This is a genomic window from Stenotrophomonas maltophilia (assembly GCF_013464485.1).
Taxonomy (GTDB): domain Bacteria; phylum Pseudomonadota; class Gammaproteobacteria; order Xanthomonadales; family Xanthomonadaceae; genus Stenotrophomonas; species Stenotrophomonas maltophilia_AW.
In genome coordinates this window covers 95364-121025 of sequence record NZ_RAUX01000016.1, presented here as the reverse complement: position 1 = coordinate 121025, position 25662 = coordinate 95364, and the positions used below count along the sequence as shown (strand labels likewise).

At 67.5% G+C, this 25662-nt stretch carries 24 protein-coding genes; 16 read left to right on the top strand and 8 right to left on the bottom strand.

Features of this window, described 5'->3' with window-relative positions:
- Positions 1-240: 240 nt before the first annotated feature.
- Together rpoD and dtd are read right to left on the bottom strand one after the other, a co-directional pair.
- Positions 241-2094, bottom strand: coding sequence for an RNA polymerase sigma factor RpoD (rpoD, locus tag D7Y61_RS08110; protein WP_180865846.1), 1854 nt, complete (start codon positions 2092-2094; stop codon positions 241-243).
- A gap of 90 nt (positions 2095-2184) precedes the next feature.
- Complete coding sequence (gene dtd, locus D7Y61_RS08105) at positions 2185-2625, bottom strand: D-aminoacyl-tRNA deacylase (RefSeq protein ID WP_180865845.1); 441 nt, start codon at positions 2623-2625, stop codon at positions 2185-2187.
- A gap of 60 nt (positions 2626-2685) precedes the next feature.
- On the opposite strand from dtd, the gene D7Y61_RS08100 reads away from it, so the two are divergent.
- The 4 genes from D7Y61_RS08100 (at position 2686) to D7Y61_RS08085 (ending at position 6936) form a co-directional block, all read left to right on the top strand.
- Positions 2686-3606: a lauroyl acyltransferase gene (locus tag D7Y61_RS08100; RefSeq protein ID WP_180865844.1), complete on the top strand. Its 921-nt coding sequence runs from the start codon at positions 2686-2688 to the stop codon at positions 3604-3606.
- 85 nt (positions 3607-3691) lie between these two features.
- A complete protein-coding gene (gene ribA / locus D7Y61_RS08095) occupies positions 3692-4825 on the top strand; it encodes a GTP cyclohydrolase II RibA (RefSeq protein ID WP_180865843.1) in 1134 nt (377 codons plus the stop codon).
- Between the two features lie 75 nt (positions 4826-4900).
- Positions 4901-5401, top strand: coding sequence for a PH domain-containing protein (locus D7Y61_RS08090; protein WP_180865842.1), 501 nt, complete (start codon positions 4901-4903; stop codon positions 5399-5401).
- Positions 5398-6936 (top strand): PH domain-containing protein, encoded by a 1539-nt coding sequence (locus tag D7Y61_RS08085; RefSeq protein WP_180865841.1) that lies wholly within the window; start codon positions 5398-5400, stop codon positions 6934-6936. Before D7Y61_RS08090 ends, D7Y61_RS08085 begins: the two co-directional genes overlap by 4 nt.
- Positions 6937-7031: 95 nt before the next feature.
- Here D7Y61_RS08085 and D7Y61_RS08080 read toward each other — a convergent pair whose 3' ends face one another.
- The gene (locus tag D7Y61_RS08080; RefSeq protein WP_180865879.1) at positions 7032-8090 is read right to left on the bottom strand and encodes a CDP-glycerol glycerophosphotransferase family protein; all 1059 of its coding nucleotides are present in this window, start codon (positions 8088-8090) and stop codon (positions 7032-7034) included.
- Between D7Y61_RS08080 and D7Y61_RS08075 the strand changes: the two genes are divergently transcribed.
- Both D7Y61_RS08075 and D7Y61_RS08070 read left to right on the top strand, forming a co-directional pair.
- Complete coding sequence (locus D7Y61_RS08075; protein ID WP_180865840.1) at positions 8089-8907, top strand: glycosyltransferase family 2 protein; 819 nt, start codon at positions 8089-8091, stop codon at positions 8905-8907. The two genes, D7Y61_RS08080 and D7Y61_RS08075, sit on opposite strands and share 2 nt — an antisense overlap.
- Positions 8908-8950: 43 nt before the next feature.
- On the top strand, positions 8951-10072 hold the full coding sequence (locus tag D7Y61_RS08070; protein ID WP_180865839.1) for a glycosyltransferase family 4 protein: 1122 nt from the start codon (positions 8951-8953) through the stop codon (positions 10070-10072).
- An 18-nt stretch (positions 10073-10090) separates the two neighbouring features.
- Here the strand turns inward: D7Y61_RS08070 and D7Y61_RS08065 are convergent, their stop codons facing one another.
- The 4 genes from D7Y61_RS08065 to def all read right to left on the bottom strand — a co-directional run bounded on the left by D7Y61_RS08065 (position 10091) and on the right by def (position 14727).
- Positions 10091-11812 carry an ArnT family glycosyltransferase gene (locus D7Y61_RS08065; protein ID WP_180865838.1) on the bottom strand — a complete coding sequence of 574 codons (1722 nt, stop codon included), beginning with the start codon at positions 11810-11812 and terminating at the stop codon, positions 10091-10093.
- A gap of 23 nt (positions 11813-11835) precedes the next feature.
- Entirely contained in the window at positions 11836-13167 is a 1332-nt protein-coding gene (gene rsmB, locus D7Y61_RS08060; protein ID WP_180865837.1) for a 16S rRNA (cytosine(967)-C(5))-methyltransferase RsmB, read from the bottom strand.
- Between the two features lie 3 nt (positions 13168-13170).
- Positions 13171-14094, bottom strand: coding sequence for a methionyl-tRNA formyltransferase (gene fmt, locus D7Y61_RS08055; RefSeq protein WP_180865836.1), 924 nt, complete (start codon positions 14092-14094; stop codon positions 13171-13173).
- A 120-nt stretch (positions 14095-14214) separates the two neighbouring features.
- Complete coding sequence (gene def, locus D7Y61_RS08050; RefSeq protein ID WP_180865835.1) at positions 14215-14727, bottom strand: peptide deformylase; 513 nt, start codon at positions 14725-14727, stop codon at positions 14215-14217.
- 126 nt (positions 14728-14853) lie between these two features.
- Here def and D7Y61_RS08045 point away from each other — a divergent pair, with 126 nt between their 5' ends.
- The 9 genes from D7Y61_RS08045 (at position 14854) to D7Y61_RS08005 (ending at position 24408) form a co-directional block, all read left to right on the top strand.
- Entirely contained in the window at positions 14854-15987 is a 1134-nt protein-coding gene (locus tag D7Y61_RS08045) for a LysM peptidoglycan-binding domain-containing protein (RefSeq protein WP_180865834.1), read from the top strand.
- Between the two features lie 169 nt (positions 15988-16156).
- On the top strand, positions 16157-17284 hold the full coding sequence (gene dprA, locus D7Y61_RS08040) for a DNA-processing protein DprA (protein ID WP_180865833.1): 1128 nt from the start codon (positions 16157-16159) through the stop codon (positions 17282-17284).
- 43 nt (positions 17285-17327) lie between these two features.
- Complete coding sequence (locus D7Y61_RS08035; RefSeq protein WP_005411195.1) at positions 17328-17801, top strand: DUF494 family protein; 474 nt, start codon at positions 17328-17330, stop codon at positions 17799-17801.
- Positions 17802-17840: 39 nt separating this feature from the next.
- Entirely contained in the window at positions 17841-18581 is a 741-nt protein-coding gene (locus D7Y61_RS08030) for a GYF domain-containing protein (RefSeq protein WP_180865832.1), read from the top strand.
- Between the two features lie 49 nt (positions 18582-18630).
- A complete protein-coding gene (locus tag D7Y61_RS08025; RefSeq protein WP_180865831.1) occupies positions 18631-19563 on the top strand; it encodes an RDD family protein in 933 nt (310 codons plus the stop codon).
- 193 nt (positions 19564-19756) lie between these two features.
- A complete protein-coding gene (locus D7Y61_RS08020; RefSeq protein WP_180865830.1) occupies positions 19757-22240 on the top strand; it encodes a DNA topoisomerase I in 2484 nt (827 codons plus the stop codon).
- A 99-nt stretch (positions 22241-22339) separates the two neighbouring features.
- On the top strand, positions 22340-22930 hold the full coding sequence (locus tag D7Y61_RS08015) for a Sua5/YciO/YrdC/YwlC family protein (RefSeq protein ID WP_180865829.1): 591 nt from the start codon (positions 22340-22342) through the stop codon (positions 22928-22930).
- Between the two features lie 43 nt (positions 22931-22973).
- On the top strand, positions 22974-23651 hold the full coding sequence (locus D7Y61_RS08010) for a DUF4124 domain-containing protein (protein ID WP_180865828.1): 678 nt from the start codon (positions 22974-22976) through the stop codon (positions 23649-23651).
- A gap of 22 nt (positions 23652-23673) precedes the next feature.
- Positions 23674-24408 (top strand): hypothetical protein, encoded by a 735-nt coding sequence (locus tag D7Y61_RS08005; RefSeq protein ID WP_180865827.1) that lies wholly within the window; start codon positions 23674-23676, stop codon positions 24406-24408.
- Between the two features lie 114 nt (positions 24409-24522).
- Here the strand turns inward: D7Y61_RS08005 and D7Y61_RS08000 are convergent, their stop codons facing one another.
- The gene (locus D7Y61_RS08000; RefSeq protein WP_180865826.1) at positions 24523-25299 is read right to left on the bottom strand and encodes an SDR family oxidoreductase; all 777 of its coding nucleotides are present in this window, start codon (positions 25297-25299) and stop codon (positions 24523-24525) included.
- A gap of 111 nt (positions 25300-25410) precedes the next feature.
- Between D7Y61_RS08000 and D7Y61_RS07995 the strand changes: the two genes are divergently transcribed.
- The gene (locus D7Y61_RS07995; RefSeq protein ID WP_180865825.1) at positions 25411-25623 is read left to right on the top strand and encodes a hypothetical protein; all 213 of its coding nucleotides are present in this window, start codon (positions 25411-25413) and stop codon (positions 25621-25623) included.
- Positions 25624-25662: the final 39 nt, after the last annotated feature.

The window sequence follows — 25662 nt, the reverse complement described above, 5'->3', positions numbered from 1 at the left end:
TCAGTGCAGCAGGCCGTATGTGATGTACGTGACCTGCTGCGCGCTTGCATCAGCGCCGATGAAGACCGGCCTGCCTACGCGATGTGTTGAGCATCTGCACGGTCAACGTGCGGCCATCGCCGAAAGTAATCAAATGGCAGATACGACATCGATGGAATCCGATCGGCATGGACGGGAGTTACCAAAGAAAAACCCCGCACCAGGCGGGGTTTCTCTCGACGCTTCAACAGCCGCTGGAAATCAGTCGATATCCAGGAAGCTGCGCAGCTGTTCCGAACGGCTCGGGTGGCGCAGCTTGCGCAGGGCCTTCGCTTCGATCTGGCGGATGCGCTCGCGGGTCACGTCGAACTGCTTGCCGACCTCTTCCAGCGTGTGGTCGGTGTTCATGTCGATGCCGAAACGCATGCGCAGCACCTTGGCTTCCCTCGGGGTGAGGCCGGCCAGCACGTCGCGCACGGTTTCAGACAAGTTGATGTTGGTGGTGTTCTCGATCGGGGACTCCACGTTGGTGTCCTCGATGAAGTCGCCCAGATGGGAATCCTCGTCGTCGCCGATCGGGGTTTCCATCGAGATCGGCTCCTTGGCGATCTTCATCACCTTGCGGATCTTGTCTTCCGGCATGTCCATTTCCTTGGCCAGCTCCTCCGGCGTAGCCTCGCGGCCGTACTGCTGGAGCATCTGGCGGGAAATGCGGTTCAACTTGTTGATCGTCTCGATCATGTGCACCGGGATACGGATGGTGCGCGCCTGGTCGGCAATCGAGCGGGTGATCGCCTGGCGGATCCACCAGGTGGCGTAGGTCGAGAACTTGTAACCGCGGCGGTATTCGAACTTGTCCACGGCCTTCATCAGGCCGATGTTGCCTTCCTGGATCAGGTCGAGGAACTGCAGGCCACGGTTGGTGTACTTCTTGGCGATCGAGATCACCAGGCGCAGGTTGGCCTCGACCATTTCCTTCTTGGCCTTGCGCGCTTTGGCTTCGCCGTAGGCCATGGCACGGCTGATTTCCTTCAGCTCTTCCAGGTCCAGCTGGGTCAGCGTCTCGATGTCGATCGTCGCCTGCTGTTCGGCAATGATCTGGTCCTTCACTTCGCGCAGCGCCGAGGACCACTTCTGCTTGCGCTTCAGTGCGTCTTCCACCCATTCCAGGTTGGTCTGGTTGCCTTCCCAGGAGCGGATGAAGTCCTTGCGCGGCATGCGCGCAGTGACGGTGGCCAGGTTCAGCACGCGGCGCTCATGCGACTTGATGTCGGCCATGGTGTCGCGCAGCTGCTTGGTCAGCACGTCGGTCAGCGGCAGCGGCAGTTTCAGGGTGACGAACACCGCAGACATTTCTTCGCGCAGGCGCGGCAGGTTCTTCTTGTCGCCCTTGGTCGCGGCCTTCTTGAAGGCGTTGAAGGCATCGCTCAGCGCCTGCATGCGCGCTGCGACTTCCTCCGGATCCGGACCGGTCGGTGCGGCTTCTTCCTCGCCACCGTCGACATCATCGTCCTCGTCCTCGTCGCCTTCGGCGTCGGCATCGCTGCTGTCATCGGCAGCGGCCGCCGGCGGTGCCGGCTCTTCGTCAGCCAGGTCGTTGAAGCCGACGATCACTTCGGCCAGGCGCTTCTTGCCTTCCTTGTGGGCTTCGTAGTCGTTCAGCAGCGACTCGACCGAGACCGGGAACTGGCCCAGGGCGGCCTGGACCTGCGAAAGGCCTTCCTCGATACGCTTGGCGATGGCGATTTCGCCTTCGCGGGTCAGCAGCTCGACGGTACCCATTTCGCGCATGTACATGCGCACCGGGTCGGTGGTGCGGCCACCTTCGGTGTCGAGCGCGCTCAGTGCGGCGGCAGCTTCTTCGGCCGCGGTGTCATCGACTTCGCGGTTGCCGGTGTTGCCATCGTTGAGAAGCAGGGTTTCCACATCCGGCGCAACTTCATGGACATCGATGCCCATGCCGTTGATCATGCCGATGATGTCTTCGATCTGTTCCGGGTCGACCATGTCGTCCGGCAGATGGTCATTGACTTCGGCGTAGGTCAGGTAGCCCTGTTCCAGGCCCTTGCTGATCAGTTGCTTGATTTCGGATTGGGCAGGACGTTCGTTGGCCATGTAGTGCTCGCGCCACCGGCTAGGGAGAAATAGGGAACGTAGCATTATACCAGCCCGGGGCCCCGCCTGCCGGGCGGTGGTCCCGCAGGCTCAGGGCCGGAGAAGGAAGGTCACGGGACCGTCATTGACCAGGCTGACGACCATATGGGCACCAAATCGACCCGTTTCCACCCCTGGCGCGTGATTTTCACGACAGATCTCGACAAAACGATTGAACCCGCGTTCAGCCTCGTCCGGCGGCGCGGCGCTGGTGAAACTCGGCCGCATGCCCGAACGGGTGTCGGCGGCCAGGGTGAACTGACTGACCAGCAGCAGGCCGCCGCCGGTGTCACGCAACGAGCGGTTCATCTTTCCTGCGTCATCGGAGAAGACCCTATAGCCCAGCAGGCGTTCGGCCATCCGCCGCAGCTGGGCCTCGGTGTCCCCCGGTTCCATGCCCACCAGCGCCAACAGGCCAGGACCGATCCTGCCAACCGCTTCATCTTCGACGTGGACAGCGGCCTGGCTGACACGCTGGATCAGGACGAGCATCGTGGGCTCCAATGAACAGGGCCGGCCACGATAGCAGCGCCCTTGGCTAAACTGGCGCCGATGAATCCGCAACGCAAAGCCCGGCTGGTCTACCGCGCCACCACCCTGTTCGCCCGCCTGCCCTGGCCGCTGCTGCGGGGAGTCGCCCGCGCCCTGTCGTGGACCTGGATCAGTCTCAACGCCCGTGAGAGCCGGGTGACCCGCCGCAATCTGGAACTGGCCTACCCGCAGCTGGGCGCCGTTGCACGCGACCGCCTGCACCGTGAACTGCTGCGCTCCACCGCGCTGCAGGCCATCGAGACCCTTCGCCTGTGGAGCCAGGCACCGGCCGACAACCTGCGCCTGCACCTGAAGGAGCGCCATGGCGAGGCCCTGTACGACGCGGCCCTGGCCAGCGGCAAGGGCGTGATCGTGGCCGCGCCGCACTTCGGCAACTGGGAACTGCTGAACCAGTGGCTGGCCTCGCGCGGGCAGATTGCCATCGTCTACAAGCCGCCGGAGGACGAGGCCAGCGATGCCTTCCTGCAACTGGTGCGGGGCGGCCAGAACGTGCAGCAGGTGCGTGCCGAAGGCCCGGCCGTGCGCCAGCTGTTCAAGGTGCTCAAGGACGGAGGTGCCACCGGCATCCTGCCCGACCAGCAGCCCAAGGCCGGCGATGGCGTGTTCGTGCCGTTCTTCGGCGTGCAGGCGCTGACCATGACCCTGGTCAACCGGTTGGCCGAGCGCACCGGTGCCACCGTGCTGTATGGCTGGTGCGAGCGCATCGGTCCGGGCATGGAGTTCGCCCTGCACATCGAGCCAACCGACCCGGCCGTGGCCGATCCGGACCCGCAGGTGGCCGCCACCGCGCTCAACGCCGGTATCGAGCGCATCGCCCGCCGCGACCCGGCGCAGTACCAGTGGACCTACAAGCGCTATACGCTGCGGCCACCGGGCAGCGGCGAGGAAGATCCGTACGCGACCGAAGATCACCCCCACTGACGGTCGCTCCACTCAGACCACCGGCCCCTGCGACCGGCGGCCGCACCACGTTGAATACGACGCCGGCGCCCCCATAGAGACTGCGATGTCCGCCTCCCCCGGTCCTGCCATGTCTGCTTCTTCCCTGTTCGGCGATCCGGCCGCGATCCGCTGCGAGCGCGCGGTTTCCGAACTGCGTGCCGGTCGCCCGGTACTGCTCCACGATGGCCAGGGCCAGCGCCTGGCGGTGATCGCGCTGGACAGCGCCACGGCCAGCAGCTTCGCCGCTTTCGCCACTGCCGCCCGCGAGCGCCACTATCTGTTCCTGACCGCCACCCGCGCCCGCGTGCTTGGCGTCGAGGCCCCGCAGGGTGCACGCCTGCCGCTGGCCGGTGTTGTCTTCGATGCCCTGCCCTCGCTGGGCTACCTGCGCGAACCGGGCCCGATGCCGGAAGGTTGGAGTGCCGGCGACGCCTTCGATGCCGGGGCGGTGGAGCTGGCCCGCCTGGGCCTGCTGTTGCCGGCGATGGTGGCCGTAGGTCTGGACGCAGGTGACAGCACGTTCGAAGGTGCCGCCGAAGTGGCGTTGTGCGACCTGGCCGAGGGTGCGGCACACGCCGCCCACGACTACGATCTGGTGGCTCGTTCGCCAGTGCCGCTGCGCGACGTCGGCATGACCACCTTCGCGGTGTTCCGCGGCGGCGTGGCGCAGCGCGATCAGGTGGCGATCATCGTTGGCGAACCGGACCTGTCGGCGGTGGTGCCGGTGCGCGTGCACTCCTCATGCCTGACCGGCGACCTGTTCGGTTCACTCAAGTGCGACTGTGGCGACCAGCTGCGGCGCGGCCTGCGCAAGCTGAAAGAACTGGGCGGCGGCGTGCTGCTGTACCTGGACCAGGAAGGCCGCGGCACCGGCATCGCCGCCAAGATGCGCGCCTACGGCTACCAGCACGACGGCCTGGACACCATCGACGCCGATGCACAGCTCGGCTTTGGCGCCGACGAGCGCCGCTATGGCAGCGCGGTGGCGATGCTGCAGGGCCTGGGCATCTCGCGCGTGGCCCTGCTCAGCAACAACCCGACCAAGGCGCAGCGCCTGCGCAATGCCGGCATCGAAGTGCTGGACTGCATTCCGGTCACCGGCGAGATCACTGCCGAGAACGAGCACTACCTGCGTACCAAGGCCGATCGTGCCGGCCACCTGCTGGATGTGGACGCGCTGATCCAGGCTGCCCAGTAGCGCAGCCGACCTGCTACCGTCTGCGCGGTGCGGCCACGGCCGCCACCGCCCGCCCTGCCGCCTGACGGAGCCCGCGTGACCGAAGACCTGCTTACCGCCCCACCCACCGAAGCCTGGCAGCCGCTGCCACGACGCGCCGCTCGCCTGGCCGCACTGGGAGGCGCCTTCGGTGGCCTGTTCGTTCCTGGTTTGCCCCTGGCGGCGGCGTGGTGGTTCTTCGATCTACCCGGCGGCCTGTGGGCCGCGCCGCTGGGGCTGCTGGTGGGTGCTGCATCTGGCGCATGGCTGGGCCATCGCCGCCAGACCCGCACCCGCTGGCGGCTGGACGCCCACGGACTGGGCCTGCGCCGCGACCTCATGTGGCAGCTGGAAACGCGCATTCCCGTTTCCCGCGTGCAGCACCTGGACCTGCGCCGGGGCCCATTGGAACGCCGTGCCGGCCTCGCCACCCTGATCGTGCACACCGCTGGCACCCGCATGAGCGCGGTGACCATAAGCGGTCTGGATGAAGCCGATGCCGAGCGCCTGCGCGACACCCTGGCACACCAGCTCGACCAGGACGCCGACGCTCTGTGAGCCTGCCACCGCCCCTGCCCGCATCGCTGCCCGCCGGTGGCGAGGAACATCGCCTGCACCCATGGTCGTGGCTGTTCGTGCTGCTGATGCAGCTGCGCCATTACTTCCTGCCGCTGGTGGCGCTGCTGGTGTTCGGCCAGCGCGGCGACCGCGACCCGATGTGGGCACAGCTGATTCCACTCTCGGCCATTGCCGTGCTGGTCCTGGTATCGGTGCTGCAATACCTGAGCTACCGCTACCGCATCGGTAGCGATGCAATCACCGTGCGCAGCGGTTTGCTGGCTCGCAACCGGCGCGAAATCCCGTTCGCCCGCATCCACAACGTGGAAGTACGGCAGAACCCGCTGCACCGCGTGTTCGGCGTAGCCGAACTACGCCTGGAGTCGGCCGGCGGCGTGCGTCCGGAAGCGGAAATGCGGGTCCTGAAGCTAGACCAAGCGCTGGCACTGGAACGATTGGTCCGGCAGCGCGGGCAGGCGCCACACACCACCAACACCCCCACCGCAGGCCACATCGCCGACGCGGGCAACGAGCAGGTACTGCTGCGCTTGTCGAGCCGGGATGTGGTGCGCATGGGCCTGCTTTCCAACCGCGGCTGGACCCTGGTCGTGGCCGCCATCGGCGTGCTGTTCCAGTTCGTGCCGCGTTCGCTGATGGACGATGCCCTGCAGCGCGGCAGTCGCGAGGCGTTCGGCTATGCCAGCCACCTGCACCCTGGGATCGCCGGCGCCTTCGCGCTGCTGGCCGGCGCGCTGCTGCTGGGCTGGGTGGGGCTGCGCGTGCTGTCGGTGGTGCTGACCCTGCTGCGCTACCACGGCTTCACCCTCAGCGAACAGGAACGCCGATTGACCGTGTCGGCCGGCCTGCTCAGCCGCACCCGCAGCAGCGTGGCGCGCCGCCGCATCCAGGCCTGGACGCTGCGCGAAGGGACCCTGCAGCGCTGGTTCGGGCTGCGCCAGCTGCGCATCGACAGCGCCGCCGGTGGCCCCTCGCGCGATGAGGATCGCGCCCTGCGGGAACTGGCGCCGCTGGCTGCGGCCAGCACCTGCGATGGACTGGTGCGGCACCTGCTGCCGCAGCTGCGCTGGCCGCCCGCACAATGGCAGATGCTGCCGCAGCGTGGCTGGTGGCGGCTGTGCCTGGGCAGCCTGCTGATGGTGCCGCTGCTGGCCGCCGGCGCGTACTGGCGCTGGGGTTCGTGGGGGCTGCTGGTGCTGGCCTGGCTGCCCGTGGCACTGCTGGTCGCGCACCGGCAGATGGCACGCATGGGCTGGCACCTGGATGGCCAGTTCGTGGCCGTGCGCGGTGGCTGGTGGAAGCGCTGGTGGCGCTGGGCGGAACTGGACAAGGTGCAGGGCCTGCGCCTGCAGCGCTCGCCGCTGGACAGGCTGCTGGGGACCGCCAGCCTGCAGCTGGACACCGCCGGCGCGCATGGCGATGTGGCACTGGCGCTGAACTACCTGCCAGAGGCGCAGGCGCAGCAAGTGATGGAGCAGCTGGCCGCAGGGCTGGCGCGGCGCAAACTGCGCTGGTGATGCGGGCATCCACGCATGGCGTGGATCTACTGTAGAGCCGAGCCCATGCTCGGCTTGCCACAGCCGAGCGTGGGCTCGGCTCTACATCCCCCCGATCAACGCTGCGACGGGCCCCAATAGCCGAGATCCTTCCGGATCTGCAGGTCGCGCACCCAGCTGCCGAATGGCTTCCGGCGCAGCGTGCCCATCTCGCCGGACAGGAAATCCTCGGTGGCGGCGATCACGCGCTCGCTGGACAGGCCATCGCGGTACGGGTGGATGGTATCGGCATAACGCACGATTTCCGCCTGCAGCGCGGCATCAGGGTGCAGCGCACGCTGCAGCATCGCTGGCAGCTGCGTCGCTTCGTCGAAATCGATCATGTGTGGCTTCGGCACGCGGTTGCGGAAGGTCACCACCGACTTGTGCTGGACGATGAACTCCGAAACGATCGATGAGGTATCCGAGACCAGCACGTCGGCGGCACGCTGCGCGGCCATTACCTGTTCCGGCTCGATGAAGCGCGCATTGGCACCGGCCAGCGCGCGGTAGCGTTCGAACAGTTCCGGCGGGCACTTGGGGTGAAGGGTCAGCAGCCAGTAACGCTCACCGGCCGCGATGTCGGCAGCGATCGGCTCCAGCAGGTGCGGGGCCGCGCTCAACCGCTCGGTGAAGGTCGAGCCGAACAGGATCACCGGGCGGTCGCCGGCGGGCGCGCGCAGTGCGGCGCTCTCGCCACCGTCATCGCGGAACAGCGGGTCCAGCTTCGGCCAACCGGTTTCGGCCACCGCGAAATGCCCCTGTTGCTCGGCGATCTGACGGAACGGCGCGGTGGTGGCCGGCCCCTGCGTGCAGTACAGGTCGAACATGCCGCGTACCCGGAAGTGGCCGCGCGCACTGTCGCGCTTCTCCACGTTGAAGCCATGGAACAGCTGCACCTTGGCTCCCGAAAGGAAGGTCGGTACCCAATTGGCCGCGCTGAACACCGCCCGCGGACGCATTGCCAGGGCCTGTTTCAGGTCGACATTGGGCACCCCCGGCAGGCTGCTGCCAGTCGCGCCGTCTTCGAACCAGGCGGCCACCTCCTGCCCGGATGCGTGCAAGGCCTGCACCAACGGGGCGAGAATAGGCAGCGCATAGCGCTCCGTCGCAAACAACAGGTACCCGGCCATCATGTCCTCCACGACCGCTCCCATCGAACGGCCTCGCATCTCGGCGTGCATTATCGCGTTCAACGAGGCCGGGCGCATCGGCGACTGCCTGGCCTCGCTGGCCTTCTGCGACGAGATCGTGGTGGTGGACTCGTATTCCACCGATGCCACCGTGGCCATCGCCGAGGCCGCCGGCGCCCGCGTGCTGCAGCGGCCGTTCGAGGGTTTCCGCAGCCAGAAGGCATTCTGCGTCGAACAGGCCCGCCATGACTGGGTGCTGTGCCTGGACGCCGATGAACGCATCAGCCCGGAGCTGCGCGCGGCCATCGAGCAAGCTCGCGACGGCGGCTTCAACGGCCATGCCGGCTACCGTTTCGCCCGCCTGTCGGAGTACTTTGGCAGGTTCCTGCGGCATGGCAATGCATATCCGGACCGGGTGATGCGCCTGTTCGACCGCCGGCTGGGGGGCTGGCGTGGCAAGCGCGAGATCCATGAAGCTGCCAGCGTGGACGGCAGCGTCGGCACGCTGCGTGGCGATCTGATCCACTACCCGTACCGGTCCCTGCAGCAGCAGCTGGCCAAGACCGAGAAGTACGCGCGGATGATGGCCGAGCACGAGTTCGCGCGCGGCAAGCGGGCCACGCTGGGCAAGCTGGTACTGGCCCCGGCCTGGCGGTTCTGGCGCGGCTTTCTGTTCCGCGGCGGCTTCCGCGATGGCTGGCACGGCCTGGTCTATGCCTATGTGCGCGCGAACTACGTGCGGCAGAAAACCATCATGCTGTGGATGCTGGGCAACGGACAGGCGGTGGCCGATCCCACGCCATCTGCGGAACGGCTCTGAGCCGCCTGTGTCACACTGGCTGCGCGTTGCCTGAAGATCCCCCATGAAAATCCTGTACACCAACTTCCACTACGGCGACGGTGGCGGCCACACCACGTACATCGTGTCCCTGGCCCGCGCTCTGCATGACCAGCACGTGCTCCACGTCGCTGCGCCGGCCGACAGCCGGCTGCTGCGAACCGTGGCCGACGAGGGCATCGCTCGCCCGCTGCCGATGGATTTCGGCAGCGGTCTGCCGTCCCTTCCTCAACAACTGGCTGAACAGCGTGCGCTGCGCAGATTCGTCCGCGACGAGGGCATCGACCTGATCCACGTCAATGGCGCACGTGACCATCGCTTCGTCATGCAGGGTCTGCTCGGCGGACGTCGTCCCCCGATCGTGCTGACCAAGCACAACAGCAAGCCCACCAGCACGCTCGGCAATGTGATCCGTGCGCGCTGGGCCACCGACCGCCTGATCGCGGTCTCGGCGGACACCAAGCGGCTGCTGGAGCAGGGCCCGTACCGGCACTGCCCGATCGACGTGGTCCGCAACGGTGTCGACCTGGAGCGCTTCTCGCCGCTGCCGGCCGAGGCCGGTCAATCTTTTCGCCACCAGTGGACGCAGGACCCTCAGGCGCTGGTGCTGATCAGCAATGCCGGCACTGACGACTACAAGGGCTGGATCGATCTGGCCCAGGCCATCGCGCGGCTGCCCGATGCGGTCCGTCCTCACGTGCACATGGCCGTGGCCGGCCACCTGCCCAGCGAGCAGCAGCGCGAGCAGGTACAAGCGCTGGGAGCGATCGCCGCCCAGGTGCACTTCACCGGCCTGCTGGCCGACACCCGAGTCCTGATCGCTGCCGGCGATGTCGGTTTCGTGCTGTCCCACGACGTCGAGACGATCTCCTTCGCCTGCCGCGAGATGATGGCCAGCGGCAAGCCGGTGCTGGTCAGTGATTACGCTGGCCTGCCGGAGAACATCGAGCAAGGGGTCGATGGCTGGGTAGTTGCCACCCGCGACATCGACGCCATCGCCGCCCAGGTGCAGGCCCTGTACGCCCAACGCGATGGGCTGCAGGAACACGGCCGCGCGGCGCGCCGGCATGCGCAGCGGGAATTCGGTCTGCAGACCTTCGCCGACGCCACGATGGCCAGCTATCAGGCCACCCTGGCCCGCACCTGAGCGCCGGCACCGGCATCTTCAGTCGTCGGTGCCGGGGCCCTGCAGGCGGCGCTGGCGCTCGAGTTCCGCCGCCGACGGCCTGCAGGGACCTGTGACCGCTTCCGCAGGTACCAGCCACCAGCGGCGGCGATTGGAAATGCCCGCCATTTCAGCACGCGTACGATCGATGCAGGCCTGCATCGCATCTTCGTTCACCAGCAGCCAGCGGCGATGTGGAACCAGCTGCTGCCAGCGCACGGCTGCCTGCAGCTGCGCATGCCAGCGCTCACTGAAACCAAAGGTGGCTGCCGGGCGATCGGCCATCAACAGGTTCTGCTCCTTCCATGCCACCAGTCCCAGCTCGGACTGCGGACCGATGCGCGTGCCGACGTCGCGCATCAGGCCACGGGCCGAACTGGCGTCGTTCAACACTGGATAGCCCACCAGGCTGTACAGCACCCAGACCCCGGCCAGGGTCGACATCAGGGCGATGTGGCGGCGACGGCGCCCCCAGAGCCACAGGCTCAGCGCCGCCCAGCCCCCCATTGCCAGTGCCGCCCACGCCAGCGCATTGGCGCCCCCAGGCGACAGCCCGCGGCCATGGATGAGGCGCACTTCAAAGCCCGGATCGCCCAGCAGCGCCAGCGCGCCGGCCAGCGCCAGCACCAGTGCCAGCAACGCGGTGAACGCGCCCAGCATGCGCTGCACGTCGTGCCGCTTCAGCAGCCCGGGCAGCAATGGTGCCAGCGCCAGGCAGAACATCGGCAATGCCGGCAGGATGTAGACATCGCGCTTGCCGTTGGGAATTGAGAAGAACAGCACGACCAGCAGCCACCAAGCCAGCGGCAGCAGGTAGCGTGCATCGCGCCGACGCAGGCGCCGGAACCAGGCTGGAACCGCCCAGGGCAGCAACAGGAACGCCGGGATCCACATCAACGGCATGATCCCGAGGAAGTACCACCACGGCTGGTGATGGTCCCAGGACTGCGTATAGCGCCGCGCGGTCTGCCGGAACAGGATGTCGTTCATGTAGGCACGATACTGGTCCAAACCGGTGGCCATGCCGGCCAGCAGCATCGGCGCCAGCCAAAGCGATACCGCCAGCACGAACGCCAGCGGCGCCAGCCAGAAACGCAGGTCGCGCACCTGCAGGCGTACCCGCGGCCAGTCAAGGGCCGATGCGGCTGCGGCTGGCGCAATCATCATCAGCGCCAGCACGCCGACACCCTTGGTGATCACCCCGATGCCGGCAAAGAACCAGCCCAGACACCACCAGCGCCAGGCCGGGCCAAGCAGCAGGTGGCGCAGCAGGCTGTAATTGGCCAGGGTGATGAACAGCACCACCAGCGGATCAATCTGCGCCTTCTTCGCCTGGAAAGTGAAGTGCAGCGCAAACAGCAGTGCCCAGCCCGCGTACAGCCCCACCTGCCGCGTCCACAGGCGGCGGCCGAGATCGACCACGCACCACAGCGTGCCCAGCGCGGCAAGCAACGAGGGCAGCAGGAAGGCCACGCGCCAGTGCCCGACCAGACCGTACAGCGTGGCCTGCCACCACATCAGCATCGGCGGCTTATCCGAGTACAGCTCGGTGCCGCGATGCGGGAACAACCAGTAGCCGCTTTCGACCATCTGCTTGGCCACCAGCGCGAATCGCGGCTCATCCGAGGGCCACGGGTCGCGAAGGCCCAGGCCGGCCCCCAGCACCAGCAGGGCCATCACCACCAACAACCACGTCTGGCGCGACGCGTGGGTTTTCAGCATGGGGCTCGCAACGGCAGCGGGGGTCAGGCTGCTTTTAACAGACGCGCGTAGAAGAAACCGTCAGCATCGTTGTCACCCGGCAGCCGCTGGCGTGCCACGCCCTCGCAATCCACGCCGAAAGCGTCGCCCAATGACTGCGCCACAGCGTCCGGATGCCACTTCAGGAACGCACGCACCTGATCGATGTTCTCGGCACGCAGGATCGAACAGGTGGCATACAGCAGCACGCCGCCCGGGCGCAGCATCGACCAGCAGGCTTCCAGCAGCCGCGCCTGCACGCCCACCAGTGCGTCGATGTCCTCGGCACGGCGGTGGAACATCACATCCGGCTGCCGTCGGATCACGCCGGTTGCCGAACACGGCGCATCCAGCAGGATCGCGTCGAACGGCACGCCGTCCCACCAAGAGCCGGGATCGCTGGCATCGGCGGCCAGGGTCTGCACATGTCCGCCCACGCCGGTGCGGGTGTATGTGTCACGCGCACGAGCGAGGCGGCGCGCGTCGATATCCAGTGCCAGCAGGCGCAGGCTCGGGTCACGCTCCAGCAGGTGCGCCGACTTGCCGCCGGGTGCCGCGCAGGCATCCAGTACGCGGGCGCCGGTGGTGGGTGCCAGCGCATCGGCCGCGCATTGCGCCGACAGGTCCTGCACCGACAGTGCACCGTCGCCGAAGCCCGGCAGCTGGTTCACGGCAACGGGGGCCGCCAGGCGCAACGCATCGGCGCTGAGCGGACTGGCTTCCGCGGAAATCCCGGCTTCCACCAGCGTCGCCAGCGCCTTGTCCCGCCCCCCCTGCTGGCGATTGGCGCGCAACCACAGCGGTGCAGGCTGCAGGCTGGCGTTGAAGATTGCCTCGGCCTGTGCCGGCCAATCGCGTTCAATCGCATCGGCCAGCCATTCCGGGAACGCATCGCGCGCGGGCTGTTCGGGGAACCCTTCACGCTGCGCGCGACGCAGGATCGCATTGACCAGCCCGGCCTGACGCTCACGGCCCAGCGCGCGCGCGGCGTCGACGGTGGCGGAAAGTGCCGCGTGCGCGGGGAGCTCCAGCACATCCAGCTGTGCGAATCCGACCATCAGCAGCGTTCGCAGGTCGGCATCGCGCGCCGACAGCGGCTTCTGCATCCAGGCCTGCAAGGCTGCGTCATAGGTACTGCGACGGCGCAGCACCGCGAAACACAGAGCTTCCAGCAAGGCCCGGTCGCGGCTGTCTGCCAGTTTCGGCAGCGCCCAGGCCAGCTCGGCCTTCAACGAACGGCCACGGGTGAATACCTGTGCCAGCACGCGTGCGGCCAACATGCGCGTGGCCGCACCCGGCGCCGCCTTGGCGACGGAGAAATCGTTCTGCCTGGACACCGCTTATGCTCCCACGCGCAGATCGCGGCGAGCATTGAGGTAATCGGCGGCGGTGATTGCCTTGCCACCTTCCCGCTGCAGCACGCGCAGGCGCAGCGCGCCCTGGCCACAGGCAATGTCGATGCCGTCGCGGCCGGCGGCCAGCACGGTGCCCGGTGCCTGGCCGTGGTCCGCCTCCAGCGCCACCGCGCCATGGATGCGCACGCGCTCTCCGGCCAGCGTCGCCTCGGCGATCGGCCACGGGTTGAACGCACGCACGGTACGCGCCAGCGCGCTGGCGTCCTGCGCCCAGTCCAGTCTGGCTTCGGCCTTGTCCAGTTTGTGCGCGTAGGTCACGCCCTGCTCCGGCTGCGGCCGCGCGATCGGCTTGATGCCCGCCCGCAGCAGGCCCAGGCCATCGGACAGCACCTGCGCCCCCAGCTCGGCCAGCTTGTCATGCAGTTGCCCACCGGTATCGGTGGCACCGATTGCCAGTTCCTGATGCAGCAGCACCGGGCCGGTATCCAGGCCGGCTTCCATCTGCATCAGGCAGACGCCGGTCTTGGTGTCACCCGCCTGGATCGCACGCTGGATCGGTGCCGCACCGCGCCAGCGCGGCAGCAGCGAGGCATGCACGTTCCAGCAGCCGTGGGTCGGGATGGCCAGCACCGCCTTGGGCAGGATCAGGCCATAGGCCACAACCACCATCAGGTCCGGCTGCAGGTCGCGCAGCTGCTGCTGGGCGGCCTCGTCTTTCAGCGACTCCGGCTGGTAGACCGGAATGCCACGCGCCACGGCTTCAAGCTTGACCGGCGAAGGCGCCAGGCCACGACCACGGCCGGCCGGGCGGTCCGGCTGGGTGTAGACGGCCACGACCTCATGGTGGCGCGCAGCCGCGCGCAGCGACGACACCGCGAATTCCGGCGTACCGGCAAAGACAATCCTCATGGCTACCCCACTTGCAGGATGGATTCGTGCAGGAAAGAAAACGGCGCCGTCGGCCGGCGCCGTACAGCCCGCGCGTGCCGCGCAGGCACGGGCCACCCGAAGGGCGGCCCGGATTGGCGGTCACGCCACGTGCTTGCGCTGCTTGGCCAGCTTCTTGCGCACCATCTCGCGCTTGAGCGGCGACAGGTAGTCGATGAACAGCTTGCCATCCAGGTGGTCCATCTCGTGCTGGATGCAGGTGGCCAGCAATTCACCGGCCTCCATCTGCTGCTCCTGGCCGTTGCGGTCCAGGTACTTCACGGTGATGGTGTCGGCGCGGGTCACGTCGGCGAAGATGCCCGGGACCGACAGGCAGCCTTCCTGATACACCCGGCCCCCGTCCTTGGCAATGATGTCCGGGTTGATGAACACCTGCGGTTCGTTCTTTTCTTCGCTTACGTCGATGACCATGAAGCGCTTGTGCACGTCCACCTGGGTGGCGGCCAGGCCGATGCCCGGGGCGTCGTACATGGTCTGGAACATGTTGTCGATCAGTTCCTGGAAGGCCGGCGTGGTGACTTCGGCGGCATCGATCGACGCAGCCTTGGTACGCAGGCGCGGATCGGGGAACTCGAGAATGGGGAGAAGGGCCATGGCTGTTTCCGGATAGGGGGCCGGCACGCCGGCATACGTCGCAGATTCTAGCTCCAACGCTTGCCTTGCGCCCCGGTTTCTGGACTATAGTGCGCGAACCTGTTGGGGAATCAGGGCTTCACACCTATGTTGCTTCGTTTTCGTACGGTCGTCGCCGCGGCGATGCTGACCGTGGCTGCCTATGCTACCGCCGTGGAAGTGAATGGCGGGCACCCGGACACCTATGTGGTCCGAAAAGGGGATACGTTGTGGGATATCGCCGCACGTTTCCTGCAGAAGCCGTGGCTGTGGCCGGAGATCTGGCAGGCCAATCCGCAGATCGCCAATCCACACCTGATCTATCCCGGTGACGTGCTCAGCCTGGCCTATCTGGACCGGGTGACCGTCGCCTCCAGGCCCGGCCCGCGCCAGGAGGCCCCGATCGACGCCATTCCGCTGGCTCAGGTCGAACCGTTCCTGAAACAGCTCAGCGTGGTCGACAGCATCGATCACCTGCCTTACGTGGCCGGTCTGGAAGAAGAGCGCCTGCGCGTCACCAGCGGCAGCGCGGTCTACGTCCGCCTGGCCGACGCCCAGCTGGGCCAGCGCTGGGCCGTGGTCCGCCCGACCGTTCGCTACGCCCAGCCCAAGCCCACCGAGGACCTGACCGCCAACGGCGATGTCACCCCGGGCAGCGGCAACCTGTGGCGGGCCTACAACGCGCCCAACCACCGTCGCGGCGTGCTCGGCTATGAGCTGGCCCAGGTTGCCACGGGCACCATCACCCATGTCGCAGGCGGCAAGGTCGAAGCGTCCACCCTGGTCCTGGACAAGAACGAGGGCGGCCGCGAGGTACGCGCTGGCGACCGTCTGGTCCCGGTCGAGGCCAAGCCGTACGACCTGCAGTTCGTGCCGCATGTCCCCGCCGCCGGTGTCGAGGGCGTCGACGTGCGCGTACTGGCCGTCGCCGACATGTTCACCACCGCTGGCCCGCGCGACGTGATCGCGATCTCCGCAGGGCGTGCGCAGGGCGTGGACAACGGCACCGTGTTCTCGCTGTGGCGGCCGGGCCGCCATGTGGCGCACCGCATGAAGTACCCGACATCGTCGCGCATGGACGATTCGCTCAGCACCGGCGCCGGCCGGGTCTCGCTGCCGGACGAGTATGCGGCGCACGCCATGGTGTTCCGCACCTTCGACAACGTCAGCTACGCGCTGGTGATGCAGGGCGTGAAGCCGGTGCGCGTGGGGTTCAACGCACTGCACCCGGACGCTCGGTAGAGTCGACTGTTGGTCGACTGCTCTTCGTCCAGCTGCTCGAAAAAGGCCCGCGCTGCGCGTGGTAGTCGACTGACAGTCGACTCTACAGGGGCGGTCTCCGGCAAACCCTGACGGTTACATGCGAAGGCGCCCTAGGGCGCCTTCGTTGTATCCGGCCGATAGTGGGGCAATGACCAGACCGATGGATGAGGCGCTGCTGCGCCTGGTGATGGCGGGCGGCGCATTGGCGCCACGGCGGGCACTGCTGCAGGGGGCCGAGGACGCCACGGCGGCCATCGCACGGGGCGTCGCCGGATGGCGTGGACACGGTTGCACGCCAGAGCAGTGCGCCGCGCTGGAACGCCCGGATGCCCGGGCCTGGGCCGTGGCACGGCGCTGGCTGGAAGACGACAACCACCACGTGCTGGCCTTCACCGATCCGGCGTTTCCCCCGCCTCTGCTGGACGTCCCGAACCCGCCACTGGCGCTGTTCATTGCCGGCGACCCCAGCCTGGCCTGGCGCCCATCTGTTGCCCTGGTCGGCAGCCGTTCGCCCACGCCGGGCGGGCGCGCGCTCGCAGCCCGGTTTGCAGGCTGCTTCGTCGAGGCAGGGCTGGCGGTGACCAGCGGGCTGGCCGCCGGTATCGATGCCGCTGCCCATCAGGCCACGCTGGACGCGGGGGGCTGCACCCTGGCGGTGATCGGAACCGGTCCAGACCGGGCCTATCCGGACAATCATGCCCGGCTGCAGGCCCGGATCGCCATCGACGGTGCGCTGATCAGCGAGTATCTGCCCGGCACGGCAGCACGCCCGGGCCACTTCCCGGCGCGCAACCGGCTGGTGGCTGGGCTTGCGCTGGCGACGGTGGTGGTCGAGGCCGCCCAGCGCTCCGGCGCGCTGATCACCGCACGCCTGGCAGCCGAAGCCGGTCGTGAGGTCTGCGCCCTGCCCGGCTCGGTGCTCAATCCACGCGCGGCGGGCTGTCATCGGCTGATCCGCGAGGGCGCCGCGCTGGTCGAGCGCCCGGAAGAAGTGCTGGAGCTGCTGGTTCCCGCCCTGCGCCAGCAGCTGCCGGGCTTGCAATCACGGCTCGCCACCCCCACTGAACAGGCACCGCCGGTACTCCTGCCGGCGCGCTGGGCCGACGACCCTGACTACCAGTGCTTGTGGCGGGCCCTGGACCACAACCCAAGCGGTATGGATTCACTGATCATGCGCTGTGGATTGACGGCGCCCCAGGTGTCCTCCATGCTGCTGGCCATGGAACTGGCGGGAATCGTGGTGTGCGTACACGGCCGCTACTGTCGAACTCCCTAGTTTCTTCACCTCCACAGCGTCGCGCGACGCAGGCCGAGGGGCAATGAAAGAGAGCATCCTGGACGTACTGCTATACCTGTTTGAACACTATTTCAGCGAAGATGCGGACCTGATCCGTGACCGCGATTCGCTCCAGAACGGCCTGATCCAGGCCGGTTTCAGCCCAACCGAGATCAACAAGGCATTCGACTGGCTCGATGCCCTGGCCGCGCAGCGGCCGAGCGTGGCCCAGGCGCGGGTCGATGGCCCCGTGCGCGTCTACCACGGCCCCGAGCTGGACAAGCTGGACGTGGAATGCCGCGGTTTCCTGCTGTATCTGGAACAGCATGGCATCCTGGACGCCGACCAGCGCGAGCTGGTGCTGGACCGGGCGATGGCCCTGGACCAGGACGAACTGGACCTGGACGACCTGAAGTGGGTCGTGCTGATGGTGCTGTTCAACCAGCCCGGCTCCGAGGCGGCGTACGCCTGGATGGAGACGCAGATGTTCATGGACGAGCCAGAACCCCTGCACTGACCGTACACTTGGGGGCATAGCGCATTCAGGAGCGTCCCCGTGAGCGAGTGGTTCCATGCAGAAGGCAACCGGCAGCAGGGTCCGCTGCCGGCGGAACAGTTGGTGGAGTTGTTCCGCAACAACCAGATCTCCCTGGACACCCTGGTCTGGCGCGACGGCCTGCCGCAATGGCAGGCGTTGCGCACCGTCGTCGACGAGCTCGGCTTGATCGTGCCAGGGCTGGACGCCACAGCACAGGCCGTGCAGCCCGAACCGGAACCTGCGGCGCCGCCGCAGCCGCCGGTTCTGCCACCGTCCACGCCCTATGCCGCCACTGCCGGCGTCCTGCCGCCACAGAAGAAGAAGCTTTCCGGCTGCGCCCTCACCGCGATCATCGGTGGCGGATTGCTGCTGGTGCTGGTGCCGATCATGGCCATTCTTGCGGCGATCGCGCTGCCGGCCTACAACGATTACACCGTGCGCGCCAAGATCGCCGCTGCGGCCGATGCCCTGCACCCGTTGCAGGACCAGGTGGAGCACTTCGCCGATGACCAAGGCCGCTGCCCGGGTGCCAACGACCCCGGCTTCCCGGCCCCGGGTGACTTCACCCAGGCCGGACTGTCGGCGGTGAACATTGGTCGTTTCAACAATGGCCACTGTGGCATCGAAGCCACCCTGGCGCTGCCCGGCAAGAGCGTGGACGGCGACCTGCTGTGGCTGGAATACGATCGCGACAGCGGCCGCTGGGAATGCAGCGGCGAAAGCAATGACAAGTACCTGCCGCCGTCATGCCGCGGCTGAGCCGCGCGCACGCCAGCACCTCCAAGGATGATTCAACAGGGAACATACGATGACTGAGTGGTACTACGCCGAAGGACAGCAACGCCAGGGGCCGCTGCCGGTCCAGGAGATCCGCCAGCGCTTCCAGCGCGGGCAACTGAACCTGGACACCCTGGTCTGGCGCGAAGGCATGGCGCAGTGGGCCGCACTGCGCCAGGTGGTTGACGAGCTCGGCCTGCAGACACTGGCCGCCGCCAGCACGGCCACTGGCAGCAGCGGTTTCGACCTGCGCGGCGACTATGCCGCCATCGACAACGGCACCGCGCCGCTGCCCGGCACCGGCGCCCTCAGCAGTTCGCCGTACAGCGCCCCAGCGGCACTCGGTGGCGGCGGCCACGCGCAGCCGGTGGTAGGCGGCGAAGTGGTCTACGCGGGGTTCTGGAAGCGTGTAGCGGCCTATGTGATCGACTACTTCGTGCTGCTCATCCCCAGCACCCTCATCGGCGCCGTCCTGGCCGTGGCGCTTGGGGCCAGCATGGGTGCGGCCGGCAGCGGTGAATCCGCCATCGAGGTGCTCGCCCAGCTGACCAGCGGGCTGATCAACCTCAGCATCAGCATGGCCTACTACACTTGGTTCCATGCCTCGCAGGGCGGCGCCACCCTGGGCAAGATGGCGGTCGGCATCAAGGTGGTGCGCAGCAATGGCGAGCGCCTGACCAAGGCCCGCGCATTCGGTCGCTACTGGGGCGCGATGCTGAGCAGCATCATCTTCGGCATCGGCTTCCTGATGGCGGCCTTCACCGAGCGCAAGCAGGGCCTGCACGACATGATCAGCGACACGCTGGTGGTCGACCGCTGGGCGTTCACCGACCAGCCGCAGCTGCAGCGCCGTGAGCTGGGCACCGTCACCGTGCTGGTGCTCGTGCTGACCGGCCTGCTGTCGCTGGCGGGCCTGGCCCTGCTGGTGTTCGCGGTCGGCTTCATCGCCAAGATGGCCTCATGAACGGCCATCCTCACGTCTGGCTGCTTGACATGGGCTGTCCGGGCGTGATTCCTCTACCAATGTGAAAGCTGAACGCCCGGCACATTACCGGGCGTTCAGTTTATGGATTTGCGCTTGGCCGCTTCACTAATGCGGCCGTTTGCTCCACCCTAGCGGCCCCTTCCCCACGGTTCGCCCCACAGACCCTGCTGCCATGCCCAAGCACCTGCTCATCGTCGAATCGCCGGCCAAGGCCAAGACGATCAACAAATACCTCGGAAAGGACTACACCGTCCTGGCCTCGTATGGGCATGTGCGCGACCTGATTCCGAAGGAAGGCGCGGTCGACCCGGACAACGGGTTTGCCATGCACTACGACGTCATCGACAAGAACGAGAAGCACGTCGATGCGATCGCCAAGGCCGCCAAGGGCGCCGACGACATCCTGCTGGCAACCGACCCGGATCGCGAGGGTGAAGCGATCAGCTGGCACATTGCCGAAATCCTGAAGGAACGTGGGCTGGTCAAGGACAAGCCGATGCAGCGCGTGGTCTTCACCGAGATCACCCCGCGCGCCATCAAGGAGGCGATCAGCCAGCCACGCGCGATCGCCAGCGATCTGGTCGATGCCCAGCAGGCGCGCCGCGCGCTGGACTACCTGGTCGGTTTCAACCTGTCGCCGGTGCTGTGGCGCAAGGTGCAGCGCGGCCTGTCCGCCGGCCGCGTGCAGAGCCCTGCGCTGCGCATGATCGTCGAGCGCGAGGAAGAGATCGAAGCCTTCATCGCCCGCGAATACTGGTCCATCGGCGCCGAGTGCGCGCACCCGTCGCAGCACTTCAACGCCAAGCTGATCAAGCTGGACGGGCAGAAGTTCGAACAGTTCACCGTGACCGACGGCGACACCGCCGAGGCCGCGCGCCTGCGCATCCAGCAGGCCGCACAGGGTTCGCTGCACGTGACCGACGTGGCCAGCAAGGAGCGCAAGCGCCGCCCGGCCCCGCCGTTCACCACCTCCACCCTGCAGCAGGAAGCCTCGCGCAAGCTCGGCTTCACCACCCGCAAGACCATGCAGGTGGCGCAGAAGCTGTATGAAGGCGTGGCCATCGGCGACGAAGGCACCGTCGGCCTGATTTCCTACATGCGTACCGACTCGGTGAACCTGTCGCAGGATGCGCTGGCCGAGATCCGCGACGTGATCGCCCGTGATTACGGCATCGCCTCGCTGCCTGACCAGCCCAACACCTACCAGACCAAGTCGAAGAACGCCCAGGAAGCGCACGAAGCGGTGCGCCCGACCTCGGCCCTGCGCACGCCGGCCCAGGTGTCGCGCTTCCTGACCGACGACGAGCGCAAGCTGTACGAGCTGATCTGGAAGCGTGCGGTGGCCTGCCAGATGATACCGGCCACGCTCAACACCGTCAGCGTGGACCTGTCCGCCGGCAGCGAGCACGTGTTCCGCGCCAGCGGCACCACGGTGGTGGTGCCCGGCTTCCTGGCCGTGTACGAGGAAGGCAAGGACAACAGGAGCGCCGAGGACGAGGACGAAGGCCGCAAGCTGCCGGCGATGAAGCCCGGCGACCGCATCCCGCTGGAACGCATCCTGGCCGAACAGCACTTCACCCAGCCGCCGCCGCGCTACACCGAAGCGGCGCTGGTGAAGGCGCTGGAAGAGTACGGCATCGGCCGTCCCTCGACCTACGCCTCGATCATCCAGACCCTGCTGTTCCGCAAGTACGTGGAAATGGAAGGCCGCAGCTTCCGCCCGTCGGACGTCGGCCGTGCCGTGTCCAAGTTCCTGTCCAGCCACTTCACCCAGTACGTGGACTACGACTTCACCGCCAAGCTTGAGGACGAGCTCGACGCCGTCTCGCGCGGCGAGGAAGAGTGGATTCCGCTGATGGCCCGCTTCTGGGAGCCGTTCAAGGAACTGGTGGAAGACAAGAAGGAATCGGTTGACCGCGCCGAGGCCAGTGGTGCGCGCGAGCTCGGCACCGACCCCAAGACCGGCAAGCCGGTGAGCGTGCGCCTGGGCCGTTTCGGGCCGTACGCAGCCATCGGCAGCACCGCCGAGGACGCCGAGGAGAAGCCCAAGTTCGCCTCGCTGCGCCCCGGCCAGTCGATGCACACCATCTCCCTGGAAGACGCGCTGGAGCTGTTCCTGATGCCGCGCGCGCTGGGTGAGGACAAGGGCGAACCGGTCAGCGTCGGCATCGGCCGCTTCGGGCCGTTCGCCAAGCGTGGCAGCACCTATGCCTCGCTGAAGAAGGAAGACGACCCGTACACCATCGACCTGGCCCGCGCCGTGTTCCTGGTGGAAGAGAAGGAAGAGATCGCGCGCAACCGGATCATCAAGGAATTCGAGGGCAGCGACATCCAGGTGCTGAACGGCCGCTTCGGCCCGTACATCAGCGACGGCAAGATGAACGGCAAGATCCCCAAGGATCGCGAGCCGGCATCGCTGACCCTGGCCGAAGTGCAGCAGCTGATGGAAGAAACCGGCAAGCCGGTGCGCAAGGGCTTCGGCGCCAAGAAGGCGGCGGCGAAGAAAGCCCCGGCCAAGAAGGCGGCGGTGAAGAAGGAAGCCGCACCGAAGAAGGCTGCCGCGAAAAAGGCACCGGCCAAGAAGGCGGTGAAGAAAGCGGTAAAGAAGGCCGTCGCGAAGAAGGCGCCGGCCAGGAAGGCCGCAGCAAAGAAGTAGATCCACGCCATGCGTGGATGAAGGTCAAGGCGTGCGGACCAACGGTCCGCACCCACCCGGGTTGCAGGTTCCACCCCATCTGCACGCGGCGGGGGGATAATGAAGCTCCACGCCGGGCCGGTCGCCGCCATGAAAGAACTCACCCTGGATTCCGCTGTCGCCACGCTCCGCGCGGGCGGCGTGATTGCCTACCCGACCGAAGCGGTCTGGGGCCTGGGCTGCGATCCTTCGCACGAAGCCGCCGTGCACATGGTGCTGCGGCTGAAGCAGCGCCCGATCGAGAAGGGCATGATCCTGGTCGCCGCCGAGCTGCCGCAGCTGGAAGGCTGGGTGCGCCTGCAGGCCCTGCCGGACGCACGCCAGCGTGCGGTGCTGGCCAGCTGGCCCGGCGCCAATACATGGATCCTGCCCGCCGGCCCGCGTGCGCAGCCTTGGGTCACTGGTGAACACAGTGGTATCGCGGTGCGCATAAGCGCACACCCGCTGGTGGCCGAACTCTGCCGCGCCTGGGGCGGCCCGCTGGTCTCCACCAGCGCCAACCTGGCCGGTGAGCCCCCGGCACGCCACCGCGAGGAACTGGATCCGCGTCTGCTGCGCCTGCTCGACGGCATCCTCGATGGGCAGACCGGTGGCCTGGCCCAACCCACGCCCATCCGCGACGCGCTCAGCGGCAACGTACTGCGCTCCTGAGCCTGCGATTGCGCTGCCCCGGACAATCACGCACTCTGCCGCCATGACCCTGCTGCGCGCCGCCCTGAGCCTGAGCCTGCTGCTGCCGTGGACGGCGCCAGCCGCCGAAGACGTTCGGGTCTACCGGTGCGTTGCCAGCAATGGTGCCATCGCCCTGCAGGACAAGCCGTGCAACAGTGGTCGCCAAGAAATACGCGACCTGCAACGCCCGCGTGATTCCGCTCCGCAGGTGGTGCGCAGCGGCGCCCCACCATCGCTGCCCAGCGAAGCGCCGGTCATCCGCGAGCGCGAAGTGCGCCACGTCTACATCCAGCCGCCGCAGCCGATGTACGAATGCGTGAGCGAAGACGGCCGCCGTTATACCAGCGACAACAACGAAGGTAATCCACGCTGGGTACCGTTGTGGACCAGCGTCTGGCTGCCACGTGGGCATCACGGCCCTGCCTATCCGGGACCGCGGCCGGCCATTGGTACGCCGATCGGCGAAGGGGCGGGCCATCGCCCGCCTCCGATAGGCATGGGCGTGCAGGTCCCGGCCGGCAGCGTGCTGGTCCGTGACAGCTGCCATGCACTGCCACCGCAGGAGGTCTGCGCACGCCTGCGCGATCGTCGCTGGGAACTTGACCGCCGCTACAACAGCGCGCTGCAAAGCGAACGCACGGCCATCAGCAGGGAACAGCGCGGCATCGACGCGCGCCTGTCACGAGACTGCGAGCGCTGAGCGCAGCCTGTACGCTGTGCGCATGAGAAGACTGATCTGGCTGGCCTTGGTGTTGCTGCCCGGCACTGCAATGGCCGAGGAAGGCGTGATCTACCGCTGCACCAACGGCAGCAGCGATGTCCCCACCCTGCAACGCACGCCCTGTCCCACCGGCAGCAAGCAGCAGGTGCTGCGCGTACCCGCGCTGGACAGCAGCCAGCCGGCCGGGGTCGAACCATCTCCGGTGCAGGATCCCGTTCCCGCAGTGGTGTCCGGGCCAACCGGACCCGTCACGCCGCCTGCCACCACGACAGCGCCACGGCGTGCGGACGAAGGGCGCACCATCATGGAAGCCGGCATGGTTGAAGCCGAGGGGGGCAACCAGATCCTCGACAGCGCCGCACTGCGCCGCGATGCCGATACCCATGCCGCCAGCGACGGACCACCGAAGCCTCCCCTTCCCCCGATCTTCCAGTGCACCGACAACCAGGGGGGCGGCTACCTGCACGAGTATGAGGCCGCGCCGGACCGCTGCGAACTGATGACGGTGCAGGGCCTGGGCGGCGTCACGCCGGTAAATGCAGCCAGCTGCGAAGTGGTGCGTGACCGCTGCGAGGAGCTTCCCGAAGCGCAGCGCTGTGGCAGCTGGCAGCAGCGCTTTCGCGACGCACGCGGCCGCGAGCGCTTCGCCGCCCCGGAGAACCGCGAACATGCCCAAGGCGAGCGCGAGCGGCTGCAGGGGGTGCTGGAGGCCAGCAACTGCCCGGTGCCGGGATGACAGCGGCGGCATGGCCGCACCAGCCAAGGGGTGGATCTGTTGTAGAGCCGAGCCATGCTCGGCTGCCGTCGGCGGAGTGCAGCCGAGCATGGGCTCGGCTCTACAGCAGAGCGATCAGAACCCGTAGCGCAGGAACCCGCCATCCACCGCGATGCACTCTCCGGTGACATAGCTAGCTGCCGGCAGGCACAGGAAGCCCACCGCGGCGGCCACTTCCTCCGGCTCGCCAATGCGGCGCATCGGCGTGCGGTTGATCACTTCCTCGTAGTAATCCGGGTCAGACAACGGACCGGAGGTCCGCCGCGTGCGGATGTACCACGGCGCCACGGCATTGACCCGGATTCCATCCTCGGCCCACTCCACGGCCAGATTGCGGGTCATCTGGTGCATCGCGGCCTTGGTCATGCCGTAGACCACGCCACTGCGCACGTGGGTCAAGCCGGACACGCTGCCGACGTTGACGATGGACGAGGACGCGTGACGTGCCAGCAGTGGATGCGCATAGCGCGACAGTTCGAACGCCGAGAACAGGTTGGTCTCGAAGATGTTGCGCCATTCGTCCTCGGAGTACTCGGTCGCGGGCCGGGTGATGTTGCCGCCGGCGTTGTTGACCAGGATGTGCAGGCCATCGCTGTGGTCTTCCACCCAGTCGAGAATCTGCCGGCGGTCTTCGTCATCGGAGACATCGGCGGCCAGCGCATGCACCTGCATCTGAGGATGCACGTCCAGCAGCTCGTCGCGCGCGGTCTCCAGCATGTCGATATCGCGCCCGACGATCATCAGGTCGGCGCCAAGGCCAGCCAGTTCATGCGCGATGGCCAGGCCGATGCCGGCGCTGGCACCGGTGATCAGGGCGGTCTGGCCGTCCAGGCGCCACCGTTGCTGGGTCATGTATCCTCCGGGGCCGCGCCCGCTGTGTTTCGATGCGGCAAGGATACGCGCTCACAGCGGCTGCCTGCCGGGGATGCGACACTACCCGCACGCCCATCACGGAGTGCCGCCATGCGCATCCTGATCCTGCCCACGTCCCTGCTGACCGGCATGCTGCTGGCGGCCTGCCAGCGACCGCCGACGCCGAACCCGGAAAAGCCACCGGCTCCGCAGGCAATGGCGCGTGCGACGCATGAGCCGCTGGACCGCGCCAAGGGTGTGCAGAAGACCGTGGACGATGCTGCAGCGCGCGAGCGCAAGGCCGAGGCTGACGCCACGCGGTAGCCCCGTAAACGGACACGCCCGGCCGGGGCCGGGCGTGTC